Source organism: Novosphingobium sp. BL-S-32, assembly GCF_056857055.1.
In genome coordinates this window covers 319,428-334,543 of sequence record NZ_CM166476.1, presented here as the reverse complement: position 1 = coordinate 334,543, position 15,116 = coordinate 319,428, and the positions used below count along the sequence as shown (strand labels likewise).

Annotated in this window: 12 protein-coding genes; 2 read left to right on the top strand and 10 right to left on the bottom strand. The window is 63.9% G+C overall.

The annotated features are described in order from the left end of the window. Positions 1-2: 2 nt before the first annotated feature. Both AC1VVK_RS01650 and AC1VVK_RS01645 read right to left on the bottom strand, forming a co-directional pair. On the bottom strand, positions 3-395 hold the full coding sequence (locus AC1VVK_RS01650; RefSeq protein WP_132385360.1) for an acyl-CoA thioesterase: 393 nt from the start codon (positions 393-395) through the stop codon (positions 3-5). Position 396: 1 nt separating this feature from the next. Then, positions 397-1,719, bottom strand: coding sequence for a pyruvate dehydrogenase complex dihydrolipoamide acetyltransferase (locus AC1VVK_RS01645; RefSeq protein WP_482904105.1), 1,323 nt, complete (start codon positions 1,717-1,719; stop codon positions 397-399). Positions 1,720-1,892: 173 nt separating this feature from the next. Between AC1VVK_RS01645 and AC1VVK_RS01640 the strand changes: the two genes are divergently transcribed. Continuing rightward, complete coding sequence (locus AC1VVK_RS01640) at positions 1,893-2,348, top strand: universal stress protein (protein ID WP_482904104.1); 456 nt, start codon at positions 1,893-1,895, stop codon at positions 2,346-2,348. A gap of 127 nt (positions 2,349-2,475) precedes the next feature. On the opposite strand, the gene rnr is transcribed toward AC1VVK_RS01640, so the two are convergent. Then, complete coding sequence (rnr, locus tag AC1VVK_RS01635) at positions 2,476-4,749, bottom strand: ribonuclease R (RefSeq protein WP_482904103.1); 2,274 nt, start codon at positions 4,747-4,749, stop codon at positions 2,476-2,478. 216 nt (positions 4,750-4,965) lie between these two features. On the opposite strand from rnr, the gene AC1VVK_RS01630 reads away from it, so the two are divergent. Continuing rightward, positions 4,966-7,026, top strand: a complete 2,061-nt coding sequence (locus AC1VVK_RS01630; RefSeq protein ID WP_482904102.1) for a M3 family metallopeptidase — start codon at positions 4,966-4,968, stop codon at positions 7,024-7,026. Positions 7,027-7,044: 18 nt separating this feature from the next. Here the strand turns inward: AC1VVK_RS01630 and AC1VVK_RS01625 are convergent, their stop codons facing one another. The 7 genes from AC1VVK_RS01625 to AC1VVK_RS01595 all read right to left on the bottom strand — a co-directional run bounded on the left by AC1VVK_RS01625 (position 7,045) and on the right by AC1VVK_RS01595 (position 15,070). Then, on the bottom strand, positions 7,045-7,896 hold the full coding sequence (locus AC1VVK_RS01625; RefSeq protein WP_132385355.1) for a sulfite exporter TauE/SafE family protein: 852 nt from the start codon (positions 7,894-7,896) through the stop codon (positions 7,045-7,047). A 183-nt stretch (positions 7,897-8,079) separates the two neighbouring features. Continuing rightward, entirely contained in the window at positions 8,080-9,459 is a 1,380-nt protein-coding gene (locus AC1VVK_RS01620; RefSeq protein ID WP_482904101.1) for a M20/M25/M40 family metallo-hydrolase, read from the bottom strand. A 51-nt stretch (positions 9,460-9,510) separates the two neighbouring features. After that, positions 9,511-10,095, bottom strand: coding sequence for a DUF805 domain-containing protein (locus tag AC1VVK_RS01615; protein ID WP_132385353.1), 585 nt, complete (start codon positions 10,093-10,095; stop codon positions 9,511-9,513). A gap of 21 nt (positions 10,096-10,116) precedes the next feature. Next, positions 10,117-11,655: a proline--tRNA ligase gene (proS, locus tag AC1VVK_RS01610; RefSeq protein ID WP_482904100.1), complete on the bottom strand. Its 1,539-nt coding sequence runs from the start codon at positions 11,653-11,655 to the stop codon at positions 10,117-10,119. A 96-nt stretch (positions 11,656-11,751) separates the two neighbouring features. Continuing rightward, positions 11,752-12,309, bottom strand: coding sequence for a polyhydroxyalkanoate synthesis repressor PhaR (phaR, locus tag AC1VVK_RS01605; RefSeq protein WP_132385351.1), 558 nt, complete (start codon positions 12,307-12,309; stop codon positions 11,752-11,754). 96 nt (positions 12,310-12,405) lie between these two features. Next, complete coding sequence (gene alr, locus AC1VVK_RS01600; RefSeq protein WP_482905094.1) at positions 12,406-13,449, bottom strand: alanine racemase; 1,044 nt, start codon at positions 13,447-13,449, stop codon at positions 12,406-12,408. After that, positions 13,439-15,070: an MFS transporter gene (locus tag AC1VVK_RS01595; protein ID WP_482904099.1), complete on the bottom strand. Its 1,632-nt coding sequence runs from the start codon at positions 15,068-15,070 to the stop codon at positions 13,439-13,441. Before AC1VVK_RS01595 ends, alr begins: the two co-directional genes overlap by 11 nt. Positions 15,071-15,116: the final 46 nt, after the last annotated feature.

The following is a 15,116-nucleotide window of genomic DNA, read 5'->3' as shown; positions in this document are numbered from 1 at the left end:
AGTTACTTCTCCTGATCGATGACGCGCGGTTTGCCGAATTCGTTCACCGCGACGAAGGTGAACACGGCCTGCGTCACCTTCACTTCTTCTTCTTCATGCCGATGGCGGCGCCAGGCTTCGATGGCGATCGTCAGCGAGGTACGACCGACGCGCTTGATCTCTCCATAGACAGACACTTCGTCACCTACCTTTACAGGCAGATGAAACTGGGTGCCGTCCATGGCGACGGTGACCGCGCGACCGCGCGAACGGCGGGCGGCGATAAGGCCGGCACCCATGTCCATCTGGCTCATCAGCCAGCCGCCGAAGATATCGCCATAGGCATTGGCGTCGGCCGGCATCGCCGTGACCCGGATCACCGGGTCACGCGGGCAACCGCTGGTCTTGTCTTCCATCTCAGGCAACCATGCCCAGCGGCGTTTCGACGTATTCGCGGAAGGCGGCCATCAGGCGCGCACCATCGGCACCGTCCACCGCGCGGTGGTCGAAGCTGCCGGTTGCGCTCATGACGGTGGCGATGCCCAGCGAATCGTCGGGCATGACCCACGGGCGCTTCTCGCCGGCGCCGACCGCAATGATCGTCGCCTGCGGCGGGTTGATGACGGCCGTGAACTGCTTGATGCCCATCATGCCCATGTTCGAGATCGAGGCGGTACCGCCCTGATACTCGCCCGGCTGCAGCTTGCCTTCCTTGGCGCGCTTGCCAAGGTCCTTGGTCGCCTTGGCGATTTCGGAGAACGACTTGCCATTGGCATTCTGGACGATCGGGGTGATCAGGCCGCCCGGGATCGAAACGGCAACCGAAACGTCGGCACGGGCATACTTGATCAGCTCGTTGCCGGCGAAGGTCACATTACATTCCGGCACGTCGATCAGCGCGCGGCCGAGGGCCTTGATCAGCATGTCGTTGACCGAAACCTTCACGCCCTGCTTTTCGAGCATGGAGTTGATCTCGGCACGCAGGGCCATCAGCTTGTCGAGGCGCACGTCCACGGTGAGGTAGATGTGCGGCGCTTCCTGCATCGACTGCGTGAGGCGGCGCGCAATGGTCTTGCGCATGCCCGACAGCTTTTCGACGGCGTGCGGGATGCGGTCATCGAGCAGGGCGCGGGTTTCGGGCGCCATTTCGACGGTTGCGGGCTTGGCTTCACCGGCAGCGACGGGCGCGGCGGCAGGCGCCGGGGCGGCGGCCGGAGCAGCTGCCTTGGGCGCGGCGGTACCGGGCTGAGCGGCTTCGACGTCGGCCTTGACGATGCGGCCCTTGGGGCCGGTGCCGGTCACGGCGGCAAGGTCGACGCCCTTGGCGACGGCAATGCGCTTGGCGAGGGGAGAGGCAACGACGCGGCCGTCAGTGGCCACGGCGGCAGGCGCGGAAGCTGCGGGAGCCGGAGCAGCAGGTGCAGCGGCCGGAGCCGGGGCAGCCGCCTTGGGCGCCTCGGTCTTGGCAGGAGCGGCGGCGACAGCGCTGGCGTCTTCGCCTTCACCGGCGATCACGGCGATCACGGTGCCGACCTTCACGCCTTCGGTGCCTTCCGGCACCAGAATCTTGCCGACGACGCCTTCGTCGACGGCTTCGAATTCCATCGTGGCTTTGTCGGTTTCGATTTCGGCCATGATGTCGCCGGAGTTGACGGTGTCGCCTTCCTTAACCAGCCATTTTGCCAGTTTTCCCTCTTCCATCGTGGGGGACAGGGCGGGCATCTTGATCTCGATGGGCATGGAAGCGTGTGTGTCCCTTGTTATCCTGTGGAGGGGGGAGGGTTGGCCTTTCCTTGGACAAGTTGCGCGCAGCATACAAGCGCCTTCGCAATCCTTTCGCCATTCGTGATCTCTTGCACAGAGACCTGAATGGCCTGATAAGCAGTCCGCAAGGGGATCAGGGCCAAAAAGTCATGCGTATCTATCTGGTTATCGTTGACGAAACCGAAGAGGCGCTGGTCGCTCTCCAGTTCGCCGCGCGCCGCGCCGCGAAGACCGACGGCATGTTGCATCTCCTGGCGCTGGTGCCGCCGCAGCCTTTCAATGCCTTTGGCGGCGTCCAGGCGACGATCGAGGAAGAAGCCCGCGCCCGCGCCGAAACGCTGGTGACGGCAGCGGCCGGCAACCTGCTGTCGCAAGGCGCGAAAATGCCGGTGATTTCGGTGCGCATGGGCGAGGATATCAAGATCGTGCGCGAATATCTCAAGGAGCATCCGGAGGTATCGGCGCTTGTTCTGGGTGCGGCGAAGGAAGGTGGTCCCGGCCCTCTGGTGGCGCACTTTACGGGTGCGGGACTTGGCCAGATGCCCTGCCCGGTCTTCGTGATTCCCGGGACGCTCGATGCCGATGCGATCGAACGTCTGAGCTGAGCCACTTTCTTTTTTCGTCATTGCGAGCGTAGCGAAGCAATCCATCGGCGGCTCGGGTCGCTCTGGATTGCTTCGCTACGCTCGCAATGACGGGAATGGGGCAGGTAATCCCCCTGCCCCACTCGCGCTACTTCTTCTTACGGCCCTGATGTCGGATATTGCCCGGCCTGCCGCGCTGACCGACCATATGGCCGCCCTTCTTTTTCAGCGGTTTCATCGGAGTCGGCCGACCGCGCGGTTCGATCCGGCCGCCGCCTTCCTCCAGCTCGAACTTGAGCGCGCCGGTCAGCGGATTCGCCTCGGCAAGGCGCAGGCGCAGGATCTGGCCGACGGCATAGCTCGTGCCGCTGCTCTCGCCTTCGAGGACTTGCGCCTTCTCGTCATAGGCAAAGCGCTCGTCGCCCAGAGTCGAAACCGGCACGAGGCCGTCGCCGCCAAGGCTGATGATCGTCGCGAAGAAGCCGAACTTCTGGACGCCAGTAATGCGCGTATCGAAGACTTCGCCGACACGGCTTGAAAGCCAGGCGGCAACGTAGCGGTCGATGGTCTCGCGCTCGGCCTCCATCGCGCGGCGCTCGGCCTGGCTGATGGCGTCGCTGACGCGGCCAAGATCGTCGCGGTCACGCTCGGACAGGCCCGAGGTCGCCGGGATATCGCCCTTGGGCGCGGGCTGTTCCAGTCCATAGGCATCGACCAGCGCGCGATGGACCAGAAGGTCGGCATAGCGGCGGATCGGCGACGTGAAGTGCGCATAGGACGCGAGCGCGAGGCCGAAGTGGCCTTCGTTGCGCGGGCCGTAATAGGCCTGCGTCTGGCTGCGCAGCACCGCTTCCATGATGAGCGCCTTCTCGCTCTCGTCCGCGATGTCCTTGAGCATGCGGTTGAACAGGCCCGGCGTGATGACCTGCCCGAGCGAGAGCTTGCGGCCGAATGTCGCCAGATAGTCCTTGAGCGTGGTCAGCTTCTCGCGGCTCGGCGTTTCGTGGATTCGGTAGACGACGGGAGCCACTTTGGCTTCCAGCGCCTTGGCGGCCGCGACGTTGGCGGCGATCATGAAATCCTCGACCACGCGGTGCGCATCGAGCCGCTCGCGAATGGCGATCTCGGCAATGCGGCCATGCTCGTCGAGCTTCACGCGGCGCTCGGGCAGTTCGAGTTCCAGCGGATCGCGCGCCTCGCGAGCCTTGGCAAGCAGCTTCCAGCAAGCCCAGAGGTGCTGGAGATGCTCTTCCGCTCGGTTCTCGTCGATGCGGGTCTGGGCGTCTTCGTAGGCGATCACTTCATGGATGCGCACGAGCGCGCGGGTGAAGCGCCAGTCTACGACCTTGCCCTCGCCATCCACCTTGAGGTGACAAGCCATGGCCGCGCGGTCCTCGCCCGAACGCAGCGAGCAGACATCGGCGCTGAGCACTTCAGGCAGCATCGGCACCACGCGGTCAGGGAAATAGACCGAGTTGCCGCGACGGCGCGCTTCGCGGTCCAGCTCGCCGCCGGGCCGGACATAGAAGGAGACGTCGGCAATGGCCACAAGCGCGTCGAAACCGCCCTGCTCGTTCGGCGTGGCCCAGATCGCATCGTCGTGGTCGCGCGCGTCCGAGGGATCAATGGCGACGATAGGAAGGTGACGCAGGTCCTCACGCTTCTCATGGCTGAGGGGCATCTTCGCGGCCGCCTCGGCTTCAGCGATGGTCTCTTCGGTGAAGTGGTTGGGGATCCCGTGCTTGTGGATCGCGATCAGGCTGAAGGCCTTGGGTGCCAGCGGCTCGCCGAGTACTTCGGTAACCTTGACCGAGGGTCGCGCGGAGCGGCCAATGGGTTCGGCCAGCACGAGTTCGCCCTTCTCGGCGCCACCGAGGTCGGAAATCGGCGAGGAATTGCGGATGCGCTTGTCCACCGGCGCCAGCCAGGGCTTGCCCGCGCCGTCGATCTCGACAACGCCGAGAAGCTGTTCCGAGCGCAGCGTCAGCTTCTTCATCGGATAGCCGCGCCATCCGGTGGGCGTCTCTTCCGTGCGAGCCAGCACGCGGTCGCCCTTCTTGAGTGCCGAGCGGCCTTTCTCGATCAGGCGGATGCGCGGCGGCGGCGAGGCATCGTCCGGCGTCCAGGTATCGGGAACGGCGATCGGCTCGCCTTCCTCGATCATGATGATGCGCAGCACCGTGACCTTGGGCAGCCCGCCCATGCGGTGGAACGCCGTCCGCTTGCCGTCGATCAGGCCTTCCTCGGCCATGTCCCTGAGCAGCGCCTTGAGCTGGATCTTCTCCTGCCCCTTGAGGCCGAAGGCCCGCGCGATCTCTCGCTTGCCGGCCGGTTCGGTCGAGTTCTGGATGAAATCGAGCACCTGCTGGCGGGTGGGCAGGCCGGGCTCGTGCCGGGGCGTAGTGTTCTTGGGGCGAGGCATATCTCCGCACTTGGAGACAAACGCGGGTAAATACAATCCGCGATAAGACGCGCCCTGCGCCCACGCCGCCGTTTTGCCGACTTCAGTGCATTCACCACGCAACATCGCCGATTGAAGCCGACGCTAATGACAAAAGCCGGAGTGGCCCGTGCCTGTCCGCTCCTGCGGCTTGTCGCATCTTAATTACTACAGTATTGTTCGAAGAAATTGGGGATATTGGGGGATATCGACATGCTTCGGACACCATCATCTTGTCGATTTTCGGCGTTTTTGTCCGGTACGGCGCTGGCCTGTACTCTGTTGGCCACACCGGAAGTAGCAAAAGCAGCTCCTGCACCTGTCGATACTTTCATTGGCAGCATTCTTGCCGATGCGCCCGATGCTGCCGCGCTCAATGCACGTTGCGACAAGCTCGCGGGCGAGATCGACCGCCGCATTGCCGAACTGGAGGCCGAACGCGGCGCTGCCACTGTCGACGGCACCTTGCAGCGTTTCGATGACATCTACGACCTGATCGCGGCCACACAGGGTGAATTCGGCCTGTTTCGAGAAGTGATGGCCGATGCCCCGCGCCGAGACGCCGGTGCCGCGTGCGAGGTCCGCATGCAGAATGCATCGGCCAAGCTCAGCCTGTCTCGACCCGTGTATGACCGCTTGAAGGCCGTGGACGCGGGCACCGATCCGGCCACGCGCTATTACCTGACGCGCTCGCTGGAGGCTTTCGACCGCGCCGGTGTCGCGCAGTCGCCCGATGGCCGCAAGGCGATCCAGGCGTTGCAGGATCGCATCGCCGCCAACGGCACCGCTTTCGAGAAAGGCATTGCCGATGCCCGCAAGACGCTTGAAGCCGATCCGGCCGAACTGGCTGGTCTGCCCGACGATTTCATAGCCGCCCACCCGGCGGGCGCCAATGGCAAGGTCACGCTGTCCACCGACAGCACCGACATTGTGCCGGTCCTGACGTATGCCCGCAGCGACGATCTGCGCGAGCGCGTTCTACGGGCTTCCCGCACGCGCGGCTATCCGCAGAATGACATCCTGCTGACGAAGCTGCTGAACGATCGGGCGCAACTGGCATCCGACCTCGGACGCAAGGACTACAGCGCGCTCGCCCTCGAAGACCGCATGCTGAACACGCCGGCGAAAGTGGACGAACTGCTCGGCGGCGTGGAAACCATCGCCCGTCCCATTGCCGAACGAGACTATGCCAAACTGCTTGCGGAGCGGCGGCGTGACGATCCCGGGGCAAGCGAACTCACACTGTGGCAACTGCCATTTTACACGCAGCGCGTGCAGCAGCGGGACTATTCCTACGATGCGCAGGAGGCCCGTAAGTACTTCTCCTATGCGAAAGTGCGGGACGGCATCCTGAAGCTGACGTCGGACCTGTTCGGCGTCGAGATTCGCCCATGGCGGACCGCAACGTGGGATCCGCGCGTCGAAACCTATGAAATGGTCGAAAACGGAGAGGTCATCGGTGCCTTCTATTTCGATTCGCACCCGCGTCCGGGCAAGTACGAACACGCCAACATGATCGGCCTGCGTATGGGGATTGCAGGCCGCAGCATTCCCGTGGGCGCGCTCGTCACCAATGTCTCGGCGGGCGAAGATGCCGATGCGCTGATGGAGCATGGCGACGTCGTCACCTTCCTTCACGAATTCGGCCATATGCTGCACCACATCTTCGGCGGCCAGGCCGCGCGCTGGGCGGGCCAATCGGGCGTGGCCAACGAATGGGACTTCGTCGAGGCACCGTCCCAGATGCTGGAGCAATGGGCCTACGACTACGACACGCTCGCCACGTTCGCATCCGATGCGCAGGGGAAACCCATTCCGCGCGATCTTGTCGCCAGCATGAATCGCGCGCGGTATTTCGGCCGCGGAATGGATGAACTGCGCGGTGTCGCTTATTCAGAGATTTCGTTGCGGCTGCATCAGGCCCCCGCGCCCGCCGATCTCGGTGCGGCGACGCGGGCGATCTATGCGCGTAATGTCGTCTGGTCGGTGCCCGACTGGTGGCAGTTCCAGGACAGTTTCAGCCACCTGAACGGCTATAGCGCGACGTATTACACCTATACCTGGTCGCTGGTGATCGCCGACGATCTCTTCACGCAGTTCCAAACGCACGGCCTGCGGGATCGGGCAACTGCGGAACGCTATCGTCAGCTGGTTCTGGCGCCGGGCGGTTCCCAGCCCTCGGCCGAACTGGTGAAAGCGTTCCTGGGCCGGCCGATCAGCCTGGATGCCTACAAAGCGCAACTGGCCAAGGACCAGTAACCCCGCCCCGGCTCAGGCTCAATGCGCCGGAGCCAGTTCCCGGGCCACGGCCTGAACCGGCGCATGCACCGCATCCTGCATCCGCGACTTCACCATGAGCTGCCACGAAGAGACGGCCAGCACGCAGGCCAGCAGCGGCTGAAGCACTCTGTCAGGCGCGTGCGAGGAGAGATAGCTGCCCAAAACCACGCCGGGGATAGAGCCGATCAGCAGGTTCCCCAGAAGCACCAGATTGACGTCGCCGATGATCCAGTGGCCGGTCCCCGCGATGAGAGCCAGCGGCACGGCATGGGCGATATCCGATCCGATAAGGCGCGAAACCTGCAGGCGCGGGTAGAGCAGCAGCAGCACGGTCACGCCGATGGCACCGGCACCGACCGATGAAATCGAGACCGCAACGCCAATCACCGCGCCCAGCAAGATCGTGCCGAACGTGACTTTGCCCGGAGGGGTGAGCTCGTCGCTATGGCGTGCGAAACGCATCAGCCATTTGCGCGACGCGACCGCCAGCGCGGTTGCGAAGAGCAATATCGCCAGCGAGAACAGGATCACGCTCTCCGACGATTTTCCGATCTTGCCGACATAGGCGAGCACGCCCACGGTCACGATAGCTGCGGGGATGCTGCCGGAGGCCAGACGGCGAACGATCGTCCAGTCAACCGTCTCGCGCTTGCCGTGGACCACCGAACCGCAGATCTTGGTGACTGCAGCGAAGAGCAGGTCCGTGCCGACAGCGGTTTGCGGGTTCACGCCGAACATCAGGACCAGCAGCGGTGTCATCAGCGAGCCGCCGCCAACGCCGGTCAGGCCCACGAGCACGCCGACGAGAAGCCCCGCGATCGCGTGCATCATGTCCAGAGGGTGGGTCATTGCCAGTTCACTCTCCAAAACGCATGCCGGGGGCCTGAACCGGTTGGGACCGGGCGGCAGGCGCGGGATAGTATGGCCGTGTCCGGCCCTGCTTTCCCCGCGCGCCCTTGAAGCGCTGGTTCTCTATCCATACGGCGCTGCTTGGCAAGCACCTCGATATACTCATTCTGGATCGCAGACAGCCTATTGCGGCGAACCAAGGGGCAAGAAGCCGCCGCCGGGCACGGCCGCAGCGACCGGGCTTTCGCTACCGTCTGCCGCGATCGAACTGACGCCAAGGATCCAGTCGTCACCGCGCAGACCGTCGAGCTTGACGCTTGTCGCGGCGGTTTTGGCCACGAGTGGCTGCGCCTCCCATTCGCCGGCATCGGTGCGGCGACGCCACACAGAGTACGCCACCGCGCCATCCACCGGTTTCCAGCTCACGTCGGTCCAGGTCTTCACGGCAGAATCGGCCTTGGCCTCAGGCGGCATCGGCACTTTTGCCAGCGCAGCAAGGGCTGCAATATTCAGGCGGGTGACGCGGGCCAGATAGGGGAAATCCATCCGGTCGATGGTATCGCCGTACCGCACGCCGTTCTCGGTGCGCAGGTCCTGATGCTGTTCGTTATAGTCCTCGATGGCGACCGAGAAGCGCACTGCCGGATTGCCTTGTTCAAGGAACGGAAGCTGGTCGCCGCCGCGCCCCATGCGATCGGTGCGCCAGACCTGACGGACCTCAAGCTTGTCCTGCACGCCGCCCGAGAGCGCGGCGATGAAGCGCGAGATGTTGCGCGAAGGGCTGTCGTTCTCGCCGCCGAACCGGCGGGCGTCGGCACGGGTCTTGTCCGTGGAATCCGCGCGCGGCCCTTCGGAGAAGAGACGCACATGGGAATCGTCGACCACGCCGTCCGAACCGTGGGTGCCGCCGACGATATCGTTGTTGAGCACCGCCTTCACGGTCCAGCCCTGCTTCTTCGCATAATCGGCCAGCAGCTTGCCGCCGTAGAGGCCCTGCTCTTCGCCCGAAAGCGCGGCATAGACGATAGTGGTCGGGAACTTGCGCTTCGAGAGCACCCGCGCGGCCTCAAGCACCAGTGCGGTGCCCGATCCGTCGTCATTGGCGCCGGGGGCATCGCTCTTGATGTCCATCACGTCGGTCACGCGGCTGTCGATGTGGCCTTCGACGATCACGACTTCGTTCGGACGTTCCGTGCCGCGCTGGATGGCCACCACGTCGACCATCTTGACCGGAGTGGGGATGCGCGTGCCGCTGACCATGCTTTCGGGCATGACCACTTCGAGACAGCCACCGCAGGCCTTGGAGGTCTTGCGGAACTCATCGGCCGCCCAGCGCCGCGCGGCGCCGATACCGCGCTTAGGATCCGTGTCGGACGAGAGCGTGTGACGGGTGCCGAAAGAGACCAGCTTTTCGATATCCGCGTGCATCCGCGCTTCGGATACGTCGACGGCCTTGGGGGCGGTCTTGGCATCCACCACAGCTGGCGCATCGGCAGCGCTGGCGGCGATCGGGCTGAGAATGCTGGTAGAAAGTACGGCGGCGACCAGGATCTTATTCGTCATGGGCGCGCTTGTCGGGCCTCACGCCACGATTGGCAAGGCCCGAGGTGGCGATCAGTGCCGAACCGGCGCGTCTCCGTAGCGGTTCGGCCCGGGTGTCGAGGGCCAGACGCCGAAGACGATGACGATCAAAATCGCGCCCCAGCTCATCAGGCTGGCGCCCAGAACCTTCGATTGCATGGAGAGGATGGCGGTGGGGTCTGAGCCCGAAACCCGGTTCATCGCGACGATGATTTCGCCCATTTTGGACCAGATGAGCGCCTGCGCGGCAAGCGAAAGGACCAGTGGAATCAAGGCAATCCAGCCCGGTCGATTCGAATCGTGCAGCCTGCGGATGAACGCAGTGAGCAGCAACAGCCCGGCAATCACCGCAACCACCGCATTGAGTGTCATGGCGGTGCGCATGTACCCGGCCATCTGCGCCATCAGCCGGGCCTGAAGCTCGGCCTCGGTCGCGCCTTGCTGCGCAGCGCTGAACGCGCCTTTCATCATCCCGCTCATCATCGGCATCGAGATGAGCAATCCCGCCGCGTATTGCAGAATGAACAGGAAGAGGACGTAGAACCAGAAGGTTTGCCGCGCTTCGCGGCCCTTGAAGTTCAGCAGGTTCGTCAGGTTGTACTTGATCGATCCCAGCACGTCCTCTTCCTTTCCGTTTCCTCAGTAGGCGCGGGCCACGTAGATGCGTTCGACCGCCGGGCGGCCGGTAAAGACGCAGGCGCCGGTCACCGCGTCACCGCCGAGCGGGGTGTTGCGCATGGTCAGCTTCAGCGCCTTGAGCTTCTGCACCACGGTTTCCAGTTCATCGCCGGTCGGGCGGGCCCATTCGACTTCGACCCAGCCCGGATAGCGCTTGTCTTCCGTGAAGAAGCCGACGAGTTCGTCGAAGCTGCCGACGCGGGTGATATTGGCGTCATGGCGCGCCTTCGCCTCGGCGTAGAGCGCGGTCTGGAATTCCTCGATCTCGGCAGCGGCGCGGGCGATGAAGTCGTCCTTGGCCATAGCGACGAAGTTGGCCTTGCCCGCTTCGTTCCAGAGCCTGTCGCGACGCAGCATCGAAACCTGACCCCCGGCCGCATCGCGTCCGCCGATTTCGAGAATGAGCGGCACGCCCTTCTTGACCCAGGCCCAGCGCTTCTGCGTGGCCTTGCCCGGACGCTTGTCGAGCAGGACGCGGACGGATTCGCCCAGAGCCGACTGCTTGACCAGCGACTTGCGCAAGTCTTCGCAATAGGTGAGCAGCGCCGCGTCCTCGTCATTGTCGCGTAGCATCGGCAGGATGATGATCTGGTGCGGCGCAACCATCGGCGGCACGCGCAGGCCGTCATCGTCGCCATGGACCATGATCATGCCGCCAACCATCCGGGTCGAGGTGCCCCAGCTGGTGGTGTGGGCGTACTGCTGCGTACCTTCCTTGTCCTGGTACTGGATGCCGGAAGCCTTCGCGAAGCCGGTGCCGAGGTAGTGCGAGGTGCCGGCCTGAAGGGCCTTGCCGTCCTGCATCATGGCCTCGATCGAATAGGTCGCTACCGCGCCGGGGAAGCGTTCGTTCTCGGGCTTTTCACCGGCGATCACCGGCATGGCCAGCTCGGTCTCGGCAAAGTCGCGGTACATTTCGAGCGCCCGCAGCGTCTCTTCCATCGCGTCTTCGCGGTTGGCGTGGGCCGTGTGGCCTTCCTGCCAGAGGAACTCGCTGGTGCGCAGGAACATGCGCGTGCGCATTTCCCAGCGCACGACGTTGGCCCACTGGTTCACCATCAGCGGCAGGTCGCGCCACGACTGGACCCAGCGCGCCATGGCAGCGCCGATCACCGTCTCCGAAGTCGGGCGGACGATCAGCGGCTCTTCCAGCTTGGCTTCGGGATCGGGCACGAGGCCGCCCTTGCCGTCACCAATCAGACGGTGATGGGTGACGACCGCCATTTCCTTGGCGAAGCCTTCGACGTGCTCGGCTTCCTTGGAGAAGAACGAGAGCGGGATGAACAGCGGGAAATAGCAGTTGGTGACGCCCGCTTCCTTGATGCGGTCATCCATCAGGCGCTGGATACGTTCCCAGATTCCATAGCCCCATGGCTTGATGACCATGCAGCCGCGAACGCCCGATTCCTCGGCCATTTCGGCCTCGGAAATGACTTCCTGATACCACTGGGCGAAGTCGTCCTCGCGCTTGACGGAGAGGGCGTGGCGAATAGCGGACACTGGGGCTACTTCCTGCTTGTCTGTGATGCGGGCGGACCATCCGCCGCATTCGGGCCCATCGGGTTTCTACACCGCGAAGGGCCCTTGCGCAGACCCTTATTTGCCCAGCGCGTCAAGCCTCTTCTGGATTTCGGCCATCTGTTCGCGCAGCACCGCAAGGTCACCCTTGTCCTCGGCCGGCGGAGCCTTGGGCTCTGCTTTTTCGGCACCGGGCATGAAGGCAGCGGCGGCGGCCTTGAACATGGCCATGTTCTGTTCGGCCAGCTTGGCAAGCGGATTGTTGCCAAGGCTGTCCTCGAACGCCTTGTGAAGCTTGGTCTGGTTGGCGCGGAAATTATCCATCGACGCTTCCAGATAGTGCGGCACCAGCGACTGCATGGAATTGCCGTACATGCTGATGAGTTCGCGCAGGAAGTTGACGGGAAGCATCTGCTCGCCGTTCGATTCCTCTTCCATGATGATCTGGGTGAGGATGGTATGCGTGATATCGGTGCCGGTCTTCGCATCCAGCACTTTGTAGTTCACGCCCTCGCGGGTCATCTTCGCGAGATGGTCGAGCGTGATGTAGCTCGACGAACGTGTATTGTAGAGCCGCCGATTTGCGTATTTTTTGATTATGACGGTGTCGTCTTCGTGCGCACCCGTTTCAGCCATAGCCAATCCCCAATGATTTAGGGGGCCGAGGATACCACTCAGGAATATCGCAACGCAACACAATTTGCTGCGCAGCAAAAGACGGTTATGTCGGACTTAACGACCGAAGCGGCGCCCCAAAGAAGTCAGCAGTTCATATTGCGAAAGGCCGGACACGGCCGCCGCTTCGGGAAGCGTGTAATCGGCCGTCACCCAGTCGCCTTCGCCCAGCGCGGACGCCGATGAAAGGTCGATCACGGTCATGTCCATGCTCACCCGGCCGAGCACGGGAAGACGCTCTCCGTTCGCGTGGAACGCGCCCTTGCCGGACCAGCACCGCAAGTAGCCATCGGCATAGCCCAGTGCGATCGTGCCCACGCGCATGGCGTGCGGCGCAGTGAACGTGGCGTTGTAGCCAATGGTCTCTCCCGCCGCGACATCGTGGACCTGAAGGATCGCGGCCTGCGGCCGCGCGACCTGCCGCAGCATTGCGGCCATCTCGCCGCGCGGCACGCCGCCGTAGAGCGCGATGCCGGGGCGTGTCAGATCGCCGTGGAAATCCGGTCCGAGCGCGATTCCGCCGCTATTGGCAAGGCTGGCACGGGCATGGCGCACCTCTCCGCGCGCAGCATTCCAGCGCGCGCATTGCAGCGCGTTGAGATCGGTTTCCTCTTCCGACGCGACGAGGTGCGAAAGCATCACATCGATATCGAGCGCACGCACCGCATCGTCGCCCAATTCCGTGAGCGAAACGCCGAGACGGTTGATCCCGGTGTCCACCATCAGGTGGCACCGTCCCCCGCCCGCAGCATTCCAGCGACGGGCCTGCGCGAGCGAATTGATGACCGGAACGATGCCGGAAGCACGCGCGAAAGCGACATCGGCATCGCTCAGCGGACCGTGCAACACGGCGATGCTTGCCGGTTCGGCAGAGTTCAGAAGTTCGGCCGCCTCGCCCCAGTGGGCTACAAAGAAGTCTGCGCAGCCCGCCTCGCGCAGCAAGGGCACGACCTGCTTCGCGCCAAGACCATAGGCGTTCGCCTTGACTGCCGCCCCTGCCCGCGCCGCTCCCGAAAGCCGATCCAGCGCGCGCCAGTTGGAGACGAGCGCGTCGCGATCGATGTCGAGACGGAGAGCGGGTTCAAGAATTTCAGGGAGCATCTTCACCATAGTCACGCGGGGGGCCTCCCCGCAGCCCCCATAGCGAGACCACGAGGGCGACTGCGACCACCCCCCAGGTGTACCAGAGGCCCTGGTAGGGGTTGCCGCTGCTGGCGACCATGTAGCTGGAAATCAGCGGAAGGAAACCGCCAAAGTAGCCCGTGCCGATGTGATAGGGGATCGACATCGAGCTGTAGCGGATGCGCGGCGGGAACATTTCCGACAGCAATGCCGCAACGGGCCCATAGGTCGCGCCCGAAAGCGCCATCAGCACGACAAGCACGCTGCCGATCATCACAGCCTCGCCAATGCCGGGCCGAACCTTGGCGAAATCGTATCCGGACTGCCCCAGCCAGTGCTGCAGCATCTTCCCGCGCGCGGCCTTGTCCTCCCATGGATAGGCGGCCAGCGGGAGGACCCTTTCCCCGACCTGAATTTCCAGTTCTGGTGCCGCATCCAGCCGATACGATACACCCGCGCCGGCAAGATCGCCGAGCAGCTTACCGCAGGGCGTGGCCTGTTCGGTCCTGAAGGGATTGTAGCGGCAATCCGGCCCTGCCACGAAAAGCGGGGCCTGTTCCGCCGCATTGGCAAGGCCGGGATTGGCGTAATTGCCGATCAACCAGAACGACGGGAAGAGCAGCAGCAGCGTCAGCACATAGCCCAGTACGATCGGCTGCTTGCGGCCGACCTGATCGGACAGGCTACCGAAGATCACGAAGAAGATCATGCCCAGCGCGGCCGAGACGCCGACGATGATCTCCGCGCTGGTATCCTCCATCCGCATCGCGCCCTTGAGGAAGCTCAGCGCCGAGAACATCGCCGTGTACCAGATGACTGTCAGCCCCGCGGCAATGCCGAACAGCGCGATGAAGATGCGTTTGCGGTTGCCGGGGTAAGTGAAGCTTTCCTTGAAGGGATTGCCGGAGAGTTCCCCCTCCTCGCGCATTGCCTTGAAAACCGGGCTCTCGGAGAGCTTGAGGCGCATCCATAGTGAGACCGCCAGCAAGCCGAGCGACAGCACGAAAGGCACGCGCCAGCCCCACGCCTCCCATGTCGCCGGCCCCATCACCGCCTTGCAGCAGAGCACTACGAGCAGGCTCAGCACGAACCCGCCGACCACGCTCGCCTGAATGAAGCTAGTATAAAAGCCGCGTCGACGCGGCGGCGAATGTTCCGATACGTAGATCGCCGCACCGCCGTATTCGCCCCCGAGCGCAAGGCCCTGCAATACGCGAAGCAGCAGTACTATGGCGGGCGCGGCCATGCCGATTTGGGCGGTGGAGGGAATCAGGCCCACCCCGGCAGTGGCGATGCCCATCAGTGTGACGGTGATGAGGAATGTGTATTTCCGGCCGAGCCGGTCACCCAGAAACCCGAACAGGATCGCGCCGAGCGGGCGAAAACCGAAGCCGACTGCGAAGCCGGCCCAGACCAGCAGTGTTTCCAGCGTGACATTGCCCGATGGGAAGAATGTCTTGCCGATGATCGCGGCAAGCGTGCCGTAGATGAAGAAGTCGTACCACTCGAACACGGTACCCATCGACGAGGCGGCGATCACCAGCCTGATGTCGGACGTGCTGGGCGCCGCTGCTTGCCGCTGCCACACTGCCTCTGCCATTTTCACCCCCATGTGGCCGCATTGCCCCCCGGCAGGCCGTTTGGTC